The organism is Pseudomonas citronellolis, from assembly GCF_029335315.1.
In the GTDB taxonomy this organism is placed as follows: Bacteria; Pseudomonadota; Gammaproteobacteria; order Pseudomonadales; family Pseudomonadaceae; genus Pseudomonas; species Pseudomonas citronellolis_A.
Genome location: NZ_JARJLT010000307.1, coordinates 1 through 18973 on the forward strand (window position 1 = coordinate 1; position 18973 = coordinate 18973).

Annotated in this window: 19 protein-coding genes; 7 read left to right on the top strand and 12 right to left on the bottom strand. The window is 68.4% G+C overall.

Annotated features, from left to right (window positions below):
* The 4 genes from P3W75_RS23240 to P3W75_RS23255 all read right to left on the bottom strand — a co-directional run.
* The coding region (locus P3W75_RS23240) for a vWA domain-containing protein (RefSeq protein ID WP_276229669.1) at nt 1-931 on the bottom strand (931 nt) is incomplete at its 3' end.
* Nucleotides 918-1424, bottom strand: coding sequence for a DUF4381 domain-containing protein (locus P3W75_RS23245; RefSeq protein ID WP_276229670.1), 507 nt, complete (start codon nt 1422-1424; stop codon nt 918-920). The genes P3W75_RS23240 and P3W75_RS23245, both read right to left, overlap by 14 nt.
* Entirely contained in the window at nt 1421-2362 is a 942-nt protein-coding gene (locus P3W75_RS23250; RefSeq protein WP_276229671.1) for a DUF58 domain-containing protein, read from the bottom strand. The genes P3W75_RS23245 and P3W75_RS23250 overlap by 4 nt, the downstream gene beginning before the upstream one ends.
* 13 nt (nt 2363-2375) lie before the next feature.
* A complete protein-coding gene (locus P3W75_RS23255) occupies nt 2376-3356 on the bottom strand; it encodes an AAA family ATPase (RefSeq protein ID WP_276229672.1) in 981 nt (326 codons plus the stop codon).
* 233 nt (nt 3357-3589) lie between these two features.
* Here P3W75_RS23255 and P3W75_RS23260 point away from each other — a divergent pair, with 233 nt between their 5' ends.
* The 6 genes from P3W75_RS23260 to P3W75_RS23285 all read left to right on the top strand — a co-directional run bounded on the left by P3W75_RS23260 (nt 3590) and on the right by P3W75_RS23285 (nt 8484).
* On the top strand, nt 3590-4885 hold the full coding sequence (locus tag P3W75_RS23260; RefSeq protein WP_276229673.1) for an OmpP1/FadL family transporter: 1296 nt from the start codon (nt 3590-3592) through the stop codon (nt 4883-4885).
* A complete protein-coding gene (locus P3W75_RS23265) occupies nt 4885-5910 on the top strand; it encodes an AraC family transcriptional regulator (RefSeq protein WP_276229674.1) in 1026 nt (341 codons plus the stop codon). Before P3W75_RS23260 ends, P3W75_RS23265 begins: the two co-directional genes overlap by 1 nt.
* 68 nt (nt 5911-5978) lie before the next feature.
* Entirely contained in the window at nt 5979-6647 is a 669-nt protein-coding gene (locus P3W75_RS23270) for a DUF3313 domain-containing protein (RefSeq protein WP_276229675.1), read from the top strand.
* 763 nt (nt 6648-7410) lie between these two features.
* A complete protein-coding gene (locus P3W75_RS23275; RefSeq protein ID WP_276229676.1) occupies nt 7411-7683 on the top strand; it encodes a hypothetical protein in 273 nt (90 codons plus the stop codon).
* Nucleotides 7684-7936: 253 nt separating this feature from the next.
* Nucleotides 7937-8209: a CopG family ribbon-helix-helix protein gene (locus P3W75_RS23280; protein WP_276229677.1), complete on the top strand. Its 273-nt coding sequence runs from the start codon at nt 7937-7939 to the stop codon at nt 8207-8209.
* Nucleotides 8209-8484, top strand: a complete 276-nt coding sequence (locus P3W75_RS23285) for a type II toxin-antitoxin system RelE/ParE family toxin (RefSeq protein ID WP_276229678.1) — start codon at nt 8209-8211, stop codon at nt 8482-8484. Before P3W75_RS23280 ends, P3W75_RS23285 begins: the two co-directional genes overlap by 1 nt.
* A 108-nt stretch (nt 8485-8592) precedes the next feature.
* Here P3W75_RS23285 and P3W75_RS23290 read toward each other — a convergent pair whose 3' ends face one another.
* Both P3W75_RS23290 and P3W75_RS23295 read right to left on the bottom strand, forming a co-directional pair.
* Complete coding sequence (locus tag P3W75_RS23290; protein WP_276229679.1) at nt 8593-9099, bottom strand: DUF3015 domain-containing protein; 507 nt, start codon at nt 9097-9099, stop codon at nt 8593-8595.
* Nucleotides 9100-9227: 128 nt separating this feature from the next.
* A complete protein-coding gene (locus tag P3W75_RS23295; protein ID WP_276229680.1) occupies nt 9228-10865 on the bottom strand; it encodes a mechanosensitive ion channel family protein in 1638 nt (545 codons plus the stop codon).
* A gap of 280 nt (nt 10866-11145) precedes the next feature.
* On the opposite strand from P3W75_RS23295, the gene P3W75_RS23300 reads away from it, so the two are divergent.
* Complete coding sequence (locus tag P3W75_RS23300) at nt 11146-12639, top strand: DUF1254 domain-containing protein (protein ID WP_276229681.1); 1494 nt, start codon at nt 11146-11148, stop codon at nt 12637-12639.
* A gap of 13 nt (nt 12640-12652) precedes the next feature.
* Here P3W75_RS23300 and P3W75_RS23305 read toward each other — a convergent pair whose 3' ends face one another.
* From P3W75_RS23305 to P3W75_RS23330, 6 genes are read right to left on the bottom strand one after another with little or no spacing between them, the layout of a single operon-like run.
* The gene (locus P3W75_RS23305; RefSeq protein ID WP_276229682.1) at nt 12653-13993 is read right to left on the bottom strand and encodes a hypothetical protein; all 1341 of its coding nucleotides are present in this window, start codon (nt 13991-13993) and stop codon (nt 12653-12655) included.
* The gene (locus P3W75_RS23310) at nt 13990-15570 is read right to left on the bottom strand and encodes a VWA domain-containing protein (RefSeq protein WP_276229683.1); all 1581 of its coding nucleotides are present in this window, start codon (nt 15568-15570) and stop codon (nt 13990-13992) included. Before P3W75_RS23310 ends, P3W75_RS23305 begins: the two co-directional genes overlap by 4 nt.
* The gene (locus P3W75_RS23315; RefSeq protein WP_276229684.1) at nt 15563-16564 is read right to left on the bottom strand and encodes a VWA domain-containing protein; all 1002 of its coding nucleotides are present in this window, start codon (nt 16562-16564) and stop codon (nt 15563-15565) included. Before P3W75_RS23315 ends, P3W75_RS23310 begins: the two co-directional genes overlap by 8 nt.
* Nucleotides 16554-17024, bottom strand: coding sequence for a DUF4381 family protein (locus tag P3W75_RS23320; RefSeq protein ID WP_276229685.1), 471 nt, complete (start codon nt 17022-17024; stop codon nt 16554-16556). Before P3W75_RS23320 ends, P3W75_RS23315 begins: the two co-directional genes overlap by 11 nt.
* Nucleotides 17021-17956, bottom strand: a complete 936-nt coding sequence (locus P3W75_RS23325; protein WP_276229686.1) for a DUF58 domain-containing protein — start codon at nt 17954-17956, stop codon at nt 17021-17023. Before P3W75_RS23325 ends, P3W75_RS23320 begins: the two co-directional genes overlap by 4 nt.
* A gap of 5 nt (nt 17957-17961) precedes the next feature.
* Nucleotides 17962-18963 carry an AAA family ATPase gene (locus P3W75_RS23330; RefSeq protein ID WP_276229687.1) on the bottom strand — a complete coding sequence of 334 codons (1002 nt, stop codon included), beginning with the start codon at nt 18961-18963 and terminating at the stop codon, nt 17962-17964.
* Between the last annotated feature and the right edge of the window lie 10 nt (nt 18964-18973).

Genomic DNA, 18973 nt, shown 5'->3' on the forward strand with positions numbered 1-18973 from the left:
GGGCCAGGGTCAGGGCCAGCAGCGCGGCGCCCAGCGGCAGCCAGAACAGGTCGCGCTTGGGTTGGTGGCTGAAGGTCTTCACCTTGTGCGGGGTGATCTGGTCGAGGGTGGCGTACACCTGCTGCAGCGCGCCGCTGTCGCCGGCGCGGAAGTAGCGCCCGCCGGTGGTCTGGCTGATCCCCTGCAGGGCTTGCAGGTCCACCTTCGCGTCGCCGCTGGCCTGGGGGTCGCCGATGCCGATGGTGTGCACCACGATGCCCCGGTCGCGGGCCATGGCCGCCGCGTGGTCGGGGGTGATGGCGCTGCCGGTGTCGTTGCCGTCGGTGAGCAGGATCAGCACCTTCTCCTGCTCCCGGGTCTTCTCCAGCAGCTTGATGGTCAGGCCGATGGCGTCGCCCAGCGCGGTGTTCGGCCCGGCCATGCCGATGCCCACCTCGTCGAGCAGGGTCGACAGGCTGGCGTGGTCCAGGGTCGGCGGCGACTGCGGGAAGGCGCCGGTGCCGAAGACGATCAGGCCGATGCGGTCGTCCTTGCGCCTGGCGATGAAGTCGCGCACCACGCCCTTCACCGCCGTCAGGCGGTCGGTCTTCTGGCCGTCGGGGCCGGTATAGTCGCGGGTCTGCATGGATTGCGAGATGTCGATGGCCAGCATCAGGTCGCGGATCGGCAGTTCCTTCTCGATCGGCTTCTCCACCAGCACCGGCCGGGCGCACGCGGCCACCAGCAGCCCCCACACCAGCAGATTCAACGGTAACTGCCAGCGCCCGCCTGCGCCGGCGTGGCCCGGCGCCTGGCCGGTGGCGCGGCTCATGGCGGCGAAGAACGGCACGCGCAGCGCGCTGCGCGACTCGTGGTAGGCGCGCAACAGGCGCCAGGCCAGCCAGGGCAGCGGTAGCAGGAACAGCAGCCAGGGATAGTCAAACTGCCACATGGTGCGCCTCGATCCAGTGTCGGCTGGCCGCCAGCAGCGCTTGCACCTCGCCATCGGCCAGGGCCTGCACACGCTCGGCCGGGGCGTAGGCCAGCAGCGCCAGGCGCTGGGCGAAGTCCGCCGGCAAGGGTGCGGCGCTGCGGCGTTGCAGGAACGCCTGCCAGTCGTCGCCGCCCAGGCGCGCCGAGGCTTCGCCGCCGGGCATCGACAGCGCCACACGCTTGAGCAGCGCCGGCAATTCACGCAGCGCGGCCAGGCGCCGGTGCGGGTCCGCCAGGCTGGCGCTGAGCGTGTCGAACAGGGCCAGCGCCTCGCGCCGGTAACGGTCGCGCCGCCAGCGCAGGTAACGGCGCACGGCCCAGGCCGCCAGCAATGCCACAACGATCAGCAGCACCAGCAGCCAGCCCCAGGTCTGCGGCCAGTAGCTGGCGACCGGCGCCGGCAGGGCCAGTTCCTGCATCCGGTCGAGGCTCGGCGTGGCCACGAGGGTCATCGCGGTATCCCCGTCAGCCGGCCCAGCTCGCCGCGCAGCTGTTCCAGGCTTTCGCGCCCGGTGCTGAACATCATCAGCGGCACCTGGCTGCGGCGCAGCAGCGTGGCCACGTCCTTCAGGCGCCCGACGAGGAAGTCGCCCAGGGGCTGGTGCACCTGGCGCCGGCCCACCTCCAGCTCCACCTGCAACTCGCCCTGGGTCACGGTGACCCGGCCACGGTCGGGTATCTTCATGGCGATGGGGTCGAACACCTGCAACGCCAGCACGTCGTTGTGCGCGCTGAGCTGGCGCAGCAGTTGCAGCGTCTGCGGGCCGACCCCGGCAAAGTCGCTGATGATCACGATCAGCGCGTCGTGCCCGGCCACCGCCAGGCACTCGCGCAGTACCCGGTCCAACTGGCCCGGCGACTCATCCTCGGTGCGCGTGGCGCGCAGGGCGTGGTTGTGCCGCACCACCGCCGCGCACAGCGCCTCCACCCGCGCGCGGCTGCGCAGCGGGCGGATGTATTCGATGGCCTGGTCGCCGAACACCAGGCCGCCGACGCGATCGCCCGAGCCCAGCGCCATCCAGGCGCCGATGGCGGCCAGCTCGGCGGCGGTCACCGACTTGAAGTTGCGCTGCGAGCCGAAGTACATGCTCATGCGCTGGTCCACCAGCAGCAGCGTCGGGCGGTCGCGCTCCTCGGTGTAGGCGCGGATGAACGGCTTGCCATAGCGCATCGACGCGCGCCAGTCGAGGTGCCGCAGGTCGTCGCCGGGGCTGTACTGGCGCAGCTCGTCGAAGCTCAGGCCGCGGCCGCGCAGGCGCGCCGCGTGGTTGCCGGACAACACGCTGGCCAGCGGTTGCCGCGAGAGAAAACTTAGCCCGCGCACCTGGTGCTCCAGCAGCATCAGCTGGGGCAGCGAGGCGTAGACGAACCCATCGGCGACGGTCTGCATGGCCACCCTCCCCTCAGGCCGGCACCGCGACCTTGTCGAGCAGGCGGTCGATCACCTGGTCGGCGCCCACGCCGTCGGCGACGGCGTCATAGGACAACAGCAGGCGGTGGCGCAGCACCGGGTGCAGCACGGCGCGCACGTCGTCCGGCGACACATAGTCGTTACCGTCCAGCCAGGCGTGGGCGCGCGCCACGCGGTCCAGGCTGATGCCGCCGCGCGGGCTGGCGCCCACCTTCAGCCAGCGCGCCAGGTCGGCGTCGTAGTCGGCCGGGTGGCGGCTGGCGTTGATCAGGTCGATCAGGTAGCGATCGATGGCCTCCGACACATGCACCTGGCCCACTTCGGCGCGGGCCGCGAAGATCGCCTCCTGGGCCAGCGGCGTGGGCGCTTCGGCGCGGCCACCGCCTTGCTGGCGCTGCTCCTCCTCGCGCACCAGGCGCAGCACGCGGGTTTCGTCTTCCACCTTGGGGTAGTCGATCAGCAGCTTCATCAGGAAGCGGTCCATCTGCGCCTCGGGCAGCGGGTAGGTGCCCTCCTGCTCGATGGGGTTCTGCGTGGCCAGCACCATGAACAGGCCGGGCATCGGGTGGGTCTGCCCGGCCACGGTGATCTGGCGTTCCTCCATGGCCTCCAGCAGGGCCGCCTGGACCTTGGCCGGGGCACGGTTGATCTCGTCGGCGAGGATCACGTTGCCGAACAGCGGCCCGGCCTGGAACTTCAGCTGGTTGCCGGTTTCGGTCTGCTGCAGGATCTCGCCGCCGGTGATGTCCGAGGGCAGCAGGTCGGGGGTGAACTGGATGCGGCTCATGCGTGCGTCGAGATTTTTCGACAGCGCCTTCACCGTGCGGGTCTTGGCCAGGCCAGGCAAGCTTTCCAGCAATACATGGCCGTTGGCCAGAAGGCCCAGCAGGATGTGCCGGATGGTCTGTTCCTGCCCCAGCACCTGGGCCGCCACGCTGGCCTCCAGGCTGGCGATCTGCTCGCGTGTGCTCACTGTCTGTTCCTTGTTCTGGCCATCAAGACGCCCGTGGCGAACCACCGCGGGACGATGCGGTAACTGTAGTCAGCCGAAAGGTCGATGGTGTCATTGTCGCCTAATGAACAGCCCTGACCGGCGCCAGAGTCGCCGCGCTTGCACTACCCGCCCCAGTATCTAGGCTCTATTGCAGCCGCCGCAATCCCTCGAAGGGGTGGTTGGGCGGCCGCCGAACGAGCACAGGAAGCGCCATGAACGACAAGAAAACAGTCACCCGCCCACCGTATTGCGCCTTGACCCTCGCCTTGGGCCTGCTTTCCAGCCCCGCCTGGGCCGCTGACCTGCTGATCTACGAGGTGGGCCAGGAGGGCAATGGCTACGCCAACGCCGGTTCCGCGGCACTGACCCTCGACCCCAGCGTGCTGATGAACAACCCGGCCGGCATCACCGAGCTCAAGGGCACGCAGATCAGCGCCAACGGACAGCTGATCCTCGGCCACTACACCTTTGCCCGCGACTCCAACAACCAGTTCGACGGCAACGAAGGCGGCAACGCGCTGAAGTACCTGCCCGGCGCCAGCTTCTTCATCAGCCACCAGATCGACGACCGCAATGCCATCGGCTTCGGCATGTATGGCAACTTCGGCCTGATGGCCGACTACGACGACGACTGGGCGGGCCGCTACTTCAACCAGGAGTCGACCCTTATCGGCGTGTCTTTCCAGCCGACCCTGGCGCACAAGTTCACCGACGACTTCTCGGTAGGCATCGGCCCGCGCCTGGTCTACGGCTACCTGCGCGAGGAAGTCGCGGTGAACAACAGCGTGCTGGGCCTGGTGGACCGCCCCGACGGCCAGTTGCGCTACAAGGACACCGATACGGCCGCCGGCTTCAACATCGGCCTGCTCTACAAGATCACCCCCAGCACCCGCATCGGTTTCGCCTACACCAGCAAGGTCAAGTTCGAGTTCAAGGACCGCCCGGAACTCAAGAACATCAACAACCCGCTGCTCAACCTGGCCCTGAACCGGGTCAACGTCGACCAGTTGGAGTTGGACATGAACATCCCGCAGACCGCGTTGCTCAGCGTGGTGCACGAGCTGGATTCGCAATGGAGCCTGCTCGGCAGCGTGGGCTGGCAGGACTGGAGCGACTTCGGCAGGGTCGGCGTCGAAGTGGATACCAACGCCGCCGGCACCAGCACCACCGTCGACCGCAAGTACAAGGACTCCTGGAACGCCTCGATCGGCACCTTGTATCAGTACAGCCCGCGCCTGCGCTGGGGCATCGGCTTCGGCTACGACAGCCCGATGGTCGACGACAGCGACCGCACCGTGGACAACCCGGCCGGCGCCGTCTGGCGTATGTCCACCGGGGTCAACTACGACCTCGGTGACGGCATGGACGTGCACTTCGCCTACACCCTGATGTGGCTGGGCGACATGGATGTGGAGCAGACCAAGAAACGCTCCGGCACCACCCTCTCCGGCACCTACAAGGCCACCGCCCTGCATGTGCTGGGCGGCGGCGTGACCTGGCGCTTCTGATGGCCAGCGTACGCGGTACCGCGTTCCTCCAGTACGGCGAACTGCTCGGCCAGCACGGCGTTTCGCTACGCGCGCACCTGGCGCCGTTCAAGGTCGACATGGATGTGGTCGGCAACTTCGACAGGCAGCTGCCCTACCAGAGCCTGGCGCAGATCTTCGAGGGCAGCGCCCGCGCGCTGGGCCTGCCGCACCTGGGGCTGGAGCTGGGCGAGCGCCAGGGCCTGGCGCTGATCGGCCCCTTGCAGCACCTGGCGCGCACCGCCCCCACCGTCGGCGAAGCGCTGGTGGCGGTGCTGCGCTACATGCGCCTGTACAGCCCGTCGATCCACTACCGCCTGGAGCGCCGCCCCGGCCAGGCGCTGCTGTACTTCGACAACGCCCTGCCCAGCAGCCAGGAGTTGCCGCAGATCGTCGAGAAATCGGTACTGCAGGGGCGCCTGCTGATCAGCGAAGTGCTGGGCAGGCCATTCCAGCCGCGGACAGTGCTGCTGCGCCATGGCCAACTGGGCGACTTGAGCACCTACGAGCGCTACTACGGCTGCCCGGTGCTGTTCCACCAGGAGCACAACATCCTGGTGCTGCCGCCGGAAATCCTGCAACGCCCCAGCGCGCAGCACGATGCCACCCTGCATGCCATCCTGCGTTTCTACCTGGAGGCCCAGGGCGACATCGAGGGTGACCTGCGCGCGGAAGTCGAGCAACGCATCCAGGCGCTGTTGCCGAACCATCGTTGCAACCTCGAACACGTCGCCGGCAGCCTGGGCCTGCACCCGCGCACGCTGCAGCGGCGCCTTGCTGTCGACGGCATCGACTTCGAGGACCACGTCGACCGCATCCGCCGCAACCAGGCGGAAAAGATGCTTCGCTACAGTGGCCTGGGCGTCGGCCAGATCGCCCGCCAGCTGGGCTACCTGCGCACCACCTCGTTCTGCCGCGCGCACCAGCGCTGGTTCGGCATGACCCCCTTGGAACACCGTCGCAAGCTGTGCCCGGAACTGCCGATCGTGAGCGGGGACGACGACTGATCCGGCCCGGGCAAGCCGACTACACCGCCAACACTAGAAAGCAGCACCGTCCACAAGGAGCAACTCGAATGAAGTTGAAGACGTTAGCGGTATCCCTGTGCCTCGCCTCCCTGGTCCTCTCCGGCTGCGCGAGCAAGTACGTGGCGCCGGAGGAATACTCCGGGTTCCTGAAGAACTACAAGGTGCTCAAGGAAGAGAAATCGCCTTCCGGCGCGCCGGTGATGCGCTGGATCCAGCCGGGCGTCGACGTCAACCGCTTCAGCAGCGTGTACATCGAGCCCAGCCAGCTGTACCCGCAGCCGCAGCCCACCGAGAAGATTCCGCAGAGCACCCTGACCGGCATCACCAACTACTACGACCAGGCCCTGAAAACCCAATTCGCCAAGGTGCTGCCGCTGGCCAGCGGCCCCGGCCCGGGCGTGCTGGTGGTGCGCCCGGCGATCACCGCCGTGAGCGCCTCGACCAAGGGCCTGCAGCCCTACGAAGTGATCCCCATCGCCCTGGTAGCCGCTGGCGTCAGCGCCGCCACCGGCATCCGTGACCAGGACACCAGCATCGCCACCGAAGCGGCCTTCCTCGACGGCAGCAACAACGAAGTGGTGGCCCAGGTGGTGCGCAAGGGCGCCGGCGCCGAGCTGGACAACTCCTCCCAGGTGATGAAGGCCAGCGACGCCCGCGCGGTGATCGACGGCTGGGCTTCGGACATGGTCAAGAGCTTCCAGGCACTGAAGAAGTGACCACCCTGCCCCGGTGCGGATGCACCGGGGCATCTTCTCCCCCACTCATTTGACGCCCGCGACTCTGACCCAGGCTGCCCAGCCTGGACGCCAGCGTCATCCTGTAGGCGCGCGCCATGCGCGCGATTCGCGGGCACGGCCCGCTCCTACGAAGAGCGCCTCGGCGCTGCCGGCAAGACAGTTGTTCCTACCAATTGACTCCGGGCTTCCCGGCCGCAGCGAACGGCCCCTCTCCTGTTTGCGGCGGCCCGTGTAGGGGATAACCCAGTCGCCGCGCCCTCGCAGCCGGCGTGGTTGGTTTTGTAGGAGCGGACTCCGTCCGCGAATAGCCCCGCGCGACGGCCCATCGCGGACGGAGTCCGCTCCTACGGCGAGTCAGGGCCTGACCCTGTTTTTAACGAAAAATCCCACGAGCCATTGGCCTTGCCGTCTTACGAGGCGCGCCCATAGATTCGACTCCCGCCACGGTCAATCCCGTGGCCCGGATCGCAGTCCGGAAACGCTTCCTCTCGCATCCAGCGCCAAGGCTTATCGCCCTGGCGTTTTGCACACCCCCAGCTGCATTGGTGGGTCGTGTGGGGCAGGCAATTGCCTGGCCGGGTGACGCGAGAGCTGCTCCGGTACTGCGACCCCGCACGACCCGCCTCCCCAATCCCGGGTTGGCGGTTCCTTCCTCCAACAGGAGCAATGGAAATGCACTATCCAACCCACAGTGACATGCGTGCAATACCGTCCCACCGCCCCGCTCGCACGGAGGTGCCCCATGGCTGATCACAAGCTCCAGGCGCTGCGCCAACAGTGCTACGAGGGCGTGCTGTACGTGAACCCCAGTGCGCCGACCGAGAACCTCTTCGGCGTTGCCGAGCGCCGCCTGAAGGCCCTGGAGGACATCCTCTGCGTGCTGGAAAACCACAACGACGAGCACCCCCTGGTGCTGGAGACCTCGCGGATAGCCGCCGCCCTGGCGCCGCTGGCCGGCGAAGCCCGGCAACTCTTCACGCTGGCCCAGGAGGCCCGGGACGAAGACCGCCGCTGAGTGCCGCAGCAACGAAAATGCCCTCCGAAGAGGGCATTTTTGCGTCCGGCCTTTGAGGGGGCTCGTAAGCATTACAGCACCGTATGTCGCTGCGGCTTCCGTGTCTCGACGTTATTAATTATGATTAATTTTTAATCAAGCTGACTGCTGGATGGCAAAAATGAAAAACGCCATGCCAGGGCTAGCTCAGCCTGAGCCGGCTGGAATCTGGGCGCGACGGGTATCCGAAGCCCGCCCCACTGGAGCAACGATTATGGCCGCCACCGCCAAAACTCGATCAGTTACCGCTCACGTCCCTGTAGAGCTGGCCGAACGCGTTGACGAGATCGCCGAGCGCCTGGAGCGTTCCAAGAACTGGATTGTGAAGCAAGCGCTGACTGAGTGGCTCGACCAGGAAGAGGAACGCAGTCGCCTGACTCGCGAGGCGCTGGCCGATGTGGATGCCGGCCGTGTGATCGACCATCAGGCTGTCCAGGCCTGGGCCGACAGCCTGAGCACCGATTCCCCATTGCCCATACCGCGCTAATGGAGTTGAAGTGGACGAGCAAGGCCCTGTCGGATCTGGCTCGTCTCTACGAGTTCCTGGCGACGGTGAACCGGCCCACCGCTGCGCATACGGTGCAGAGGCTCGCGACGGCACCGACTGCGTTGCTGGCTAACCCTCGTATCGGGGAGCGGCTGGAGGAGTTCGATCCGCGAGACGTGCGGCGGATTCTGGTCGGGCATTACGAGATGCGCTACGAAATTGTCGACTCCACCATCTACCTGTTGCGCCTGTGGCACACCCGCGAGGATCGCTAATAACTGGCGAGACTCCATAGACAAGCCAACGTTCGCGGGACAGCCAACTCACCGTTATGGCGAATAAAAAATGCCCTCCGAAGAGGGCATTTTTTCGTCTGGCGTTCGTCAGACCGGCTGGCGGGCGTAGCGCGCCAGGGTGGTGTCGCGCTGCATCACGGCCAGGGTGTTGGTGTACACCTGCTCGCCGGTAGCGTCCTTGCTGGCGAAGATTTCACCGAAGTGCTGCTGGGTGACCTGGGCGAAGTGCGCGCGGTCCTTGGCTTCCACGCCGAGCAGCGTGGCGTAGGCGTCCAGCGCCTCGCCGTGGCCCTTGGCCATGTCTTCGGCGATGTTGTCGAGCATGCCGTTCATGGCGAAGATCGAGCGGCCGCCGTAGCCCAGGCGGGCGTCGGAGTTACAGCCGTTGGTGCCGGAGGTCAGGCCGAAGGTGGCGTTGCCGGAGGTGCCGTTGGTGGTGGTGGCCAGCAGGTGCGGGAACAGGCCACGCTGCCCTTCGAACACCATGTTGCCCCAGCCGCAACCGTTGCCCCCGGCCTGGTCGGCCTGGGCCAGCAGGCTGGCGGCACCCAACACGGCGAAGATTGCACTCTTGGTCAGCAGTTTGCTTCTCATGAATTCGTTCCTTGGTCAGTGAACTTCGTCGAGGTGCAGGTGCCTGTCGCTGCGACTCACGCAGGTACGTGCGCTCGCAGGTAAATCTAGGCAAGGAATCGGCGCCGGGCAATGCGCAACCGGTGATTTCACTGCGATTCGTCGTCGCTGCCGGCTTTCCCGGCCGGTGCCTTGGCCGGCGCGGCGTACCAGCGCTCGCGCGGCACCCATTTGGCGTCGCGCGGGTCTTCTTCGTAGTGCGGCGACATGATCTGCACGCCGTGCTCGTTGAACACGTCCTGGATGTTCGCGTGCAACACGCTCAGCAGCTCGGCGCGCGGTCGCGGTTCGCTGGGGATGGCCTGGGCCACCAGGCGGTACTCCGGATAGAAGTCCGACAGCGCCGTCTGGAACACCTGCGGCCGCGGCTTTTCGAGAATGCCGTCGGTGCGCCGCGCGGCTTCCACCAGCATCGCTTCCACCTGGCGCCAGGGCGTGTCGTAGCCGATGGTCACCACGGTATCCACGATGTAGCCGGGGCCCGACACGGCGCGTGAATAGTTGCGCGTCACGGAACCGGTGATCATCGAGTTGGGCAGCGTCAGCACCTCGCCCAGGCCGGTGCGGATGGTGGTGTTGAACATGCCCACTTCGGTGACGGTGCCTTCGTTGTCGCCCACGCGCACGTACTCGCCGACCCTGAGCGTGCGCGAATAGGTGAGGATCAGCCCGGCGGCGGCCTGGCCGACCATGCTCGAGGCGCCCAGCGAGATCATCAGGCCCAGCAGCACCGACAGGCCCTTGAAGGCATCGGTGCCGGAACCGGGCAGGTACGGGTAAGCCATCACCAGGGCGAACAGCCAGATCGCCAGGGAGGTCAGGCGGGTGGTCGGCTGCAGGGTTTCCAGGGTCAGCCAGCGGATGGTCCCCGGCCGCGCCATGCGCTCCAGCAGGCGGCGGGTGAAGCCACTGACGGCACGGGCGATGAAAAAGATGGCGATGGCCACGGCGATGCCGGGAATGGCGCTGACGATGCCGTCGAGCAGGTAGTTGAACAGCCGCAGCAGGTAGACGTTGAGGCTTTCGCCCCAGGGCCGCGTGTAGGGGAACTGCGAGAGCACGAAGCTCAGCCACTTGTAGGTGAACAGCAGCACGAACAGCCAGTAGGCCAGCGCCAGCAGGCGATCCACCAGGTAGTACAGGTACTGCATGTCGAACAGCGGCGTATGCGCGACCTTGATCTGGTGGGTGCGCTCGCTCATCAGTTGCGGCAACAGCCCGCGCAGCTTGCGGCGGACGAAGCCGGTGCCCTTGAGCAGCAGCACGTAGACCAGCGTGGCCACCGCCGAGAAGCCCAGCGCCGTCAGCAGGAAGCGCAGGCTGCGCGCCTGCCCGGTTTCCGCCACTACCACGCGCAGGGTGGCGGCGGCCTGCTCGGCGGCCGCGCGGGCGTCGCCGCCGGGTGGGTCGAGGTCCTGCGGCGAGACGATGAAGGCCCGCCGGCCACCCAGCAGCACCAGGTAGCTGTGCAGAATGGGGTCGACGCCGACCTTGAGTTCCTCGGTGCCCTGCAGCAGGTCCTCGATCACCGCCTTGGCGCGCTGCACGCGCATTTCCGGGGTTTCCCCGAGCAAGGTGGCATGCAGCACGATGACGCTGCGGTTGGCCACCTTCAGTTCCGCCGGCGCGCCCGGCACGCCTTCGGTGGTGTCCAGCGGCGGTTCCGCCAGCGCCAACCCGGGCAATGCGATGAACAGCAACAGCAGCATGCTGACCCAGCGCCTCATTCATCCAGCTCCTTGGCCCCTCGCGATGGGCAATGACGTTGAACCGACGGCGATCGTTCCGCCCTCGCTCAAGCGTAGCCACTGCGACGCCGTTCGTCGGGCTTTGCGCAGCAATCCGTCGCGTCGGGGGCGGCTGGCGCGCCAATCAAGAGTGGCTTCCGGCGCCTGGCGAACCTCGCCACCGAGTAGCGCAGCGAGCGCTTCGCTTTTCGGCTATCGCGTCTGCGCACGCCTCCTAGACTCATTGCCAACGAACTCGCCCATCCTCCAGGAGGAAGCAATGCCCATCCATCCCCTGCGCGCGGCTATCGCCGCCTGCCTGATCGGCACCGCCGGTCTCGCCGCCCTGCCCGCCTGCGCCGCCGACCAGGCACCGGCCTCGCCACTGATCAAGCAGCTCAACAACGGTAACTGGCTGGACCCCAAGGAAGCCGAGAGCCTGCGTGACGAGCTGTACTACCAGCGTGCCATCCACGCCTACATGACCATGCTGCCGGCGCTCAACGTGATCGGCATGCGCGACGGTTCGGAGAAGGCCTTCGGCGGTGGCTACAACGTGCTGCCGATCTGGAAGCAGCGCATGGACGCGCGAACCATGGTGCCCACGCCCAACGCCGACGTGATCTATTCCATGAGCTACCTGGACCTGAAGAAGGACGGGCCGCTGGTGGTAAAGGCGCCGGCGCACGTGATCGGCATGTTCACCGATTTCTTCCAGCGCACCCTCACCGACGTCGGCGCCATCGGCCCGGACCGTGGCAACGGCGGGCTCTACCTGTTGCTGCCGCCGGGCTACGACGGGCCGGTGCCGGGCGGTTACTTCGCGGTGCGTTCCTCCACCTACAACGTGTTCCTGTTCTTCCGCACGGTGATGGCCAAGGGCGACGGCAAGCCCGACCCGGCGCCGGCGGTGGCGGCGGCCGAGACCACCCGCGTGTACCCGCTGTGGGCGACCGAGAAGGACGTGAAGCCGATGCAGTTCCCCGACGCCAGCGGCAAGGCGCTGGACATGATGTACCCGGTGGACAACACCTACTGGAGCAAGCTCAAGGCCTTCGTCGACTACGAGCCGGTGGCCGCCATCGACCCCGAGCTGCGCGGCGTGCTGGCCTCCATCGGGATCGTCAAGGGCCAGCCGTTCGAGCCCACGCAAAAGCAGCAGGCGCTGCTGAAAAAGGCCGTGGAAACCGCGCCGCGGATGATCCTGGCCAACCGCCAGCTGGGTCGAGAGGACAAGCGCAACCTCTACTACACCGACCGCCAGTACGAGAACACCTGGGCCGGCGGCACCGCCGACTGGATGCAGGACAGCTACCTGGACGTGAGCCAGCGTTCCAACTTCTTCCAGTTCGCCTATTCCTCGGCGCCGGCGATGGTGATGCACACCACCGGGGCGGGCTCGAAGTACCCGTTCACCGGCCGCGACAAGGACGGCAAGTTCCTCGAAGGCGCCAGCACCTACAAGCTGCGCCTGCCACCCAATCCGCCGGCCGCGCTGTTCTGGGCGGTGACCGCGTACAACGTCACCGACGGCACCATGCCGCAGACCGGCCAACTGTTGCCCTCCACCAACAGCTACTACGACATTCCCAAGCAGGCCGACGGCTCCATCGAAATCTGGTTCGGCCCGGAGAAGCCCAAGGATATCGCCGACGCGGCCTTCATCCAGACCATTCCCGGGCGCAATTTCCTCGTTGCCCTACGCCTGTATGGCACCGGCGATGCCTTCTACGACCAGACCTGGAAGCCGGATGACGTGGTGAAGGTGAAGTGAGGCCAGCACGCTGTCAGCGCTGGTGATCCTGCAAGACGGGAAGTTCGTGGCGCCGCCGGACGCCGGGGGATTCCCCGCCGCGCTGGCGGCGTAGCCGGATGAGGTCGGCGAGCAACGCCAGGCGGCCGGGAGGCTCCGCCGGTTCCGCGGCGTAGCGGGCCCGCCCCCAGGCCTGTAGCGCGGTGTATCGCTCCAGGCTTTCGTCCGCCCCGTTGCACCGCAGCCAGCGTTGGCCGGCACGCCAGGCCGATGGGCTGGCAGGCCCGAGGGCGCCGAGGCGAACGCAGAACCTCAGAAACAGCCAGGGTTCGGCGCCACCGATGCGGCGCCGGGCGGTGCCCCACCAGCGCCCCAGGTGCAGGGTCAGGCGGCGCCGATAGACGACCGCCAGGCCGAGCAGCGCGGCGGCCAGCGGCAACGCCAGCAGCGTCCGCCCCGGCAGCAGCGTGAGACGTTCCCACCAGGACAGGCGCAGGCGCGCGTCGGTCTCGCGCAGGGCGTCGGCCTGTACCTTGGCGCCGGCCAGGTGCGCGGTGCGGAATTGGTGGCTGCCCAGTTCGTACCAGCGGATGTCGAGCGCTTGCAGGTCGAGGCTCGACCTGGCGCCGGGCGCGTAGAACCAGTGTTCGGTTCGGCGGCCGCCGGTGAAGTCGCCATAGTCGTTGAGGTCGGTGACCTCGGCCTGGTGTTGCACGGCGTCGGCGTCCACCGCCAGGGCGGGAATCTGGTTGCCTTGCACGCCCAGGGCCTCGACGGTCAGGCGGCGCTCCAGCAGTTGTCCGGCGCGCAGGCGAAGGTGGCCCAGGGCCTCGGCCGCCAGTTCGTGCGGCGGTTCGTCGCCACTCTGCAGGTAGAAGCGCTGGCTCAGTTTGAGCGCCGTGGCCGGCAGGAAGGCCTGCAGGGAACCCGCGCCGGCCGGCAGCGCCACCTGCAGGATCGGCGCTTCGATGGGCAGCAGCGGCGAATCGGGCTGGTCGGGGTCGACCTCGATGGCGTCGGGCGAAAGACGTAGCGCGCCTTCGGCCAGGGGCGTCAGCAGGTAGTTCTGGGTGGCGCCGCGCTGGGTGGCGCCGCCGTGTTCACGCTCGATCGAGGGCGTGAGCATCATCAGCGGCAGCAGGGTCGCGCCGGGCATGTCCCAGTGCGGGTAGCGCGGGTACCAGTTGACTCCGTCGGGCATCCATACGCTGACCTTCAGCAGCACGCTCTGCTTGGGCACCAATACCGGCGGCAGCGCCGCCGGCTCGGCGCCCAGGCCGCGCAGTTCGACGTGGGCCTCCCAGCCCGTGTCGTCGGCGCCGGCGAACCCGGCCAGCGCGAGCATGGCCAGGCCCAGCAGCCAGCGCCTGTTCACTCGCCCTCCCCCTCGGCGTCTTCCTGCACTTGCAACAGGAACAGCGTCTTGAGCATCTCCCGTGGCGAGCTCTTCACGTTGGACATCCACTGGTTCAGTTCGTCGTCGCTCATGTCGCTCGCGGCCGGTGCCGCGTCATTCGGCGCATGGCGTGGCGTCAGCTCAATGCGGACCGAACCGACGTCCGCGTCCCCCGGCTCGGCCTTCTGTCGCTCGCCGGGGCGCTTGGCTAGCTCGTCGAGCACCGCCTGCACGGCACCGGCGTTGGCGCTGGCCTCGGCCAGCCCGGGGTCGAGCAGCAGCGCCTGGCGATAGGCCTTCAAGGCGGCCTGGTAGCGTTGTTGCCGCGCCAGGCTGTTGCCCAGGTAGAACTGGCCTTGGGCGCTTGGCACCTGGGCAAAGGCGGCGGCCGCGCTCGGGTAGTCCTCGGCCAGGTAGTAAGCGCGGCCCCGGCGGTACGGGTCGGCGAAGCGTTCGGCGGCGCCGCGGTAATTGCCACGGTCCAGGGCCTGCTGGCCTTGTTGGTCGCGGGTCCACCAGAGGTCGCGCCAGTCGGCGCGGGCGTCGGGGGTGTAGGCGCCGGTGAGCAGCAGGGTCAGGGGCAGCGCCAGGCCGAGCACGCGCAGTTGGCGATAGAGCAGCAGCGCGATCGGCAGCATGGCCAGCACCAGCCAGTAGCCGGCGTCCTCCCAGTGCCACTGCGGGTCGCCGTTGTGCGCCCTTTCCAAGCTGCCGTGGATGCGCTGGCGCAGCCAGGCGATGTCCTGCCCGCCCGCATCCAGGCCGGTGACGGCGACGCCCTCGGCCTTCAGCGCGGCGAATTGGTCCAGGGCCAGGCCGTTGTCCGCCGCCGGCCACCCGGCTGGGGCGAAACGCGGCGGGCCGCCCTCGGCGGTGCCGACGGCCAGCACTTCGACGCCGGCGAAGTGGCGGTGGAATTCGTCGAGTTCGGCGCGCTCGGCCGGGCTCAGGCTGTCGGTCATGATCACCAGGTTGGCCGGCAGCGCTGTGCCCGACATGGCCTTGCGGGCGAGGTCGAGCGCCTGCCCGAGGCCGGGGCGCGACGCGGCCACGCCGGGCATCAAGTCCGGCTCCAGCGGCGGCAGGAAGAGTTCGAAGAAGCTGTCGTCGCGGGTGGGCGGTATCACCAGGTGGGCGCTGCCGGCGTAGGCGATGACGCCGAACCAGGCCTGCGGCATCGCCCGGCGCAGCGCCTCGATCCTGGCCTTGGCCGCGCGATTGCGGTTCGGCGCGACGTCGCTTGCGTACATGCCGCCGCCATTGCCGAGCAGGACCAGCACCAAGGCCTGCTCACGGACTTCGGCGGGTACCTGTTTGCTCCAGCTGGGCCCGGCCAGGGCGAGCATGCCCAGGCACGCCAGCAGCCATAACCACTCCCGCGCACCGAAGGCGAAACGCCCGGCATGGGCGCGGATCAGCGCGCCGGCGAGCTTCGCGTCCAGCACCCGGTGCCAGGGCGAGTCGGCCGCGCGGCGGCGCCGATGCAGCACGCCGGCCACTGCGCAGAGCGCCGCGCCGAGCAACCACCAGGGGTGCAGGAAGTGCAGGTCAGGCATGGCCACCCCGTTTGCCGCGCAGGCGCAGCGCAATCAATGCCAGCGCGCCCAGCGCGGCCAGCAGCGGGTAGCGGTACAGCGGCAGGCGATAGGACCAGCCGAGCTGCCGGAGCTTGCGCGGGTTGATGCGGTCGAGGGTGGCGTATACCTCCTGCAACGAGCGGGCGCTCTGACCGGCGAGCTGGAAGGTGCCGCCGGTTTCGCTGGCGATTCTGCGCAGCAGCGGTAAGTCGCTGCTGTCGTCGCCCTCCTCGCCCAGGCCTATGGTGTGGATGCGCAGGTGTTCCTTGCGCGCCAGGCGCAGGGCGACTTCCGGCGGCAGCGTCGAGGATGTGTCCTTGCCGTCGGTCAGCAGCACCACCATGCGCTCCCTGTCCTGGCCGCCCGCGTCCAGTTGGCGGAACATCTTCAAGGTGCTGCCGAGGGCGTCGCCGATGCTGGTCTGCGGGCCGGCCATGGCTGGGCGCAATTCGTCCACGCGCTCCAGCAGCACGCGGTGGTCGCGGCTGAGCGGGGCGAACGGGTAGGCCTGGCTGCCGAAGACGATCAGGCCTATGTTGTCGTCCGGGCGCGCCTGGATGAACGAACGCACCGCCCGCTGTAGCGCGGCCATGCGGCTGACTTTGGCGCCCGCCTCGTCCTGCATGTCTTCGGTGGCCATCGAGGCGGACACATCCAGTACCAGCAGCAGGTCGCGCACCGGCACCTCCCGGTAACTGGCCGGCATCAGCAGTTGCGGGCGCGTGGCGGCGCACAGCAGGCACAGCCAGAGCGCGGCGAATGCCGCCAGCAGCAGGCGGTCGCGGCCGGACGGCGCGCTGGCCGCAGGCTCGGGGCCGAGCAGATTCGGCAGGTTGGGCACGCGCACGCTGTGGCCGTGGGTGCGAGCGCCGGCCGGCAACAGGTGCAGCAGCAGCGGCGCGGGCAGCAGCAGCCACAGCCATGCCCATTCGAACGCCAGGCGCTGCAGCCAGGGCGCCAGGCTAGCGAACATCGGGCAATTCCTGCAGCCAGCGGGCGAAGGTCTCGGCCACCGCTGCGTTGGCCGCCGGCTCCAGGCGCGCTTCGCGCCGATGGTGACGATCGAGCAGAGCCTGGCGTGTCGACTCGTCCAGCCCGTCGAGCTGGTCCAGGGTGGCGCTGTCGCTGAGCCCGGCGACGCGCTCGCGACTCTGGTGCACCAGGCACACGCGCTTGATCAGGGCGAACCAGGCATCGCCACTGGCTTCGGCCCGCGCCACCCGGGCCAGTGCCTGTGCCTGGCGGCGCCAGCGGCGGCGACGGTAGCGGCGGTAGCGCAACAGCAGGTACGCCAGCAGCGCGAGGACGAGGGCGGCGAACAGGAGCTTCCAGGCCAGGGTCTGGGGGAACAGGCTGACCGGCGCGGGCGGCGACAGTTCGGCCAGGTCCGGCAGCTCGATGCCCGGTATGTCGTTGCGCGAGGGCGCGCTCACCGGCCGCTCCCTACCAGGCTCAGGGCCTGGCCGAGCTGGGCCTGCGCGGTTTCGTAGGTGCTGAACGGCGCCTGGCCAAGGCCGGCCTGGGCCAGGCGCGCCAACAGCGCGGCGAAGTTGCGCCGGGCGCGGTCCTCCACTCCATGGCGCTGGGCGTCCGGCGAGAAACGCAGCTCGGCTTCGATGCCGCCGTAGGTGGCGAGGAACTGGCCCTGCTGCGGCCAGTTGTCGAGGATGCCGTCGTAGATCGGGATCGCCAGGCCCCGGCTGCGCGCGGCGAGTTCGTCTACCAACCGCCAGGTCGGTTCATCGACGTTGTGGAAGTCGCTGATCAGCACCACCACGGCGTCCTTCGCCACCAGCCGCAGCAGGCGCGCGAGGGCCAGCGGCAGTTGCGTCGCCGCGCGGGTTTCGCCGGCGCCGACGCCGAGCGCGCGGTTGGCCCGCGCCAGTTGCTCGAAGGCCTGGATGAGGTGGCCGCGGTCCTGGCGTGGCGGGCAGCTATCGACCTGCCGCTCCCCCACCACGACCAGGCCGCAGGGCTGCCGCCGATGGTGGGCGAGCCACATCAGCTGCGCGGCGGCGCGGGCGGCCAGCACCGATTTGAGCTGGGTGCGGGTGCCGAAGAACATGTCCTGGGTCTGGTCCACCAGAAGCAGCAGCGAACGCTGTCGTTCCTCGTTGAACACGCGGACGAAGGGTGCGCCGCCCATTCGCGCGGTGACTTTCCAGTCGATGTCGCGGACGTCGTCGCCCTGCAGGTAGGGGCGGATCTGGTCGAAGGCGCCACCGCGGCCGTTGAGCCGCGACGGCCGGTTGCCCAGCAGCAGGCTCTGGCTCACCCGCGGGAAGCTGATGGCCATCTGCCGGGCGATGGCGGCGTAGCCGAGCAATTCCGGCAGGTCGACGTAGACGCCCTCCTCCGCGCTCACGGGCATCACCCAGCGATGACCAGGCCGAGAATCCTGTCGATCGCCGCCTCCACCGTCACCCCTGCGGCGGCGGCCTGGAAGGTCAGCACCAGGCGGTGGCGCAGCACGTCGTGGGCCACCGCCTGGACGTCACGGGCGTCCACGTAGTCGCGCCCGGCCAGCCAGGCGTGGGCCCGCGCGGCGCGCTCCAGGCCCAGAGTGGCGCGCGGGCTGCCGCCGGCCGAGAGCCATTGCGCCAGTTCGTCGTCATGCGCAGAGGGCGCGCGACTGGCGCGGACGATGGCGACTATGTAGTCCTTGATCGCTTCGCTGACGTGCACCTCGGCCACCGCCCGCCAGGCCTGGTAGACCACCTCGGCCGCCAGGCGCTGGGCCGTTTCGGGCTCCGGCGCGGCGTCCTGTGGGGTCTCGGCGTACTGGCGCCGGTGCTCGTCGCGCACCAGGTCGAGGATGCCCTTTTCGCTCTGCGCCGAGGGGTAGTCCACCTTGACCTTCATCAGGAAGCGGTCGAGCTGGGCCTCGGGCAGGTTGTAGGTGCCCTCCTGTTCCACCGGGTTCTGCGTGGCGAGGGCCATGAACAGGCGGGGCAGCCGGTAGGTCTTGCCAGCCACCGTGACCTGGCGTTCTTCCATGGCTTCGAGCAACGCCGACTGGACCTTGGCCGGCGCCCGGTTGATTTCGTCGACCAGCACCAGGTTGCCGAACAGCGGCCCCTGGCGGAACTGGAACGCCGTTTCCAGCGAGGCGGCGTCGGGCACGTAGATTTCCGAGCCGGTGATGTCGGAGGGCAGCAGGTCGGGGGTGAACTGGATGCGCCGGAAGCTGGCTTCCAGGTTGTCGGCCAGGCTGCGGATGGCGCGGGTCTTGGCCAGCCCCGGCATGCCCTCCAGGAGCAGGTTCGAGTCGCACAGCAGGCACAGGACGATGCTGCGCACCACCCTTTCCTGGCCGATGATCGAGCGGCTCACGCGCTGCTCCAGGGCGAGTATCTGCGAGTGGGTGTCCATGCGTTTCCGG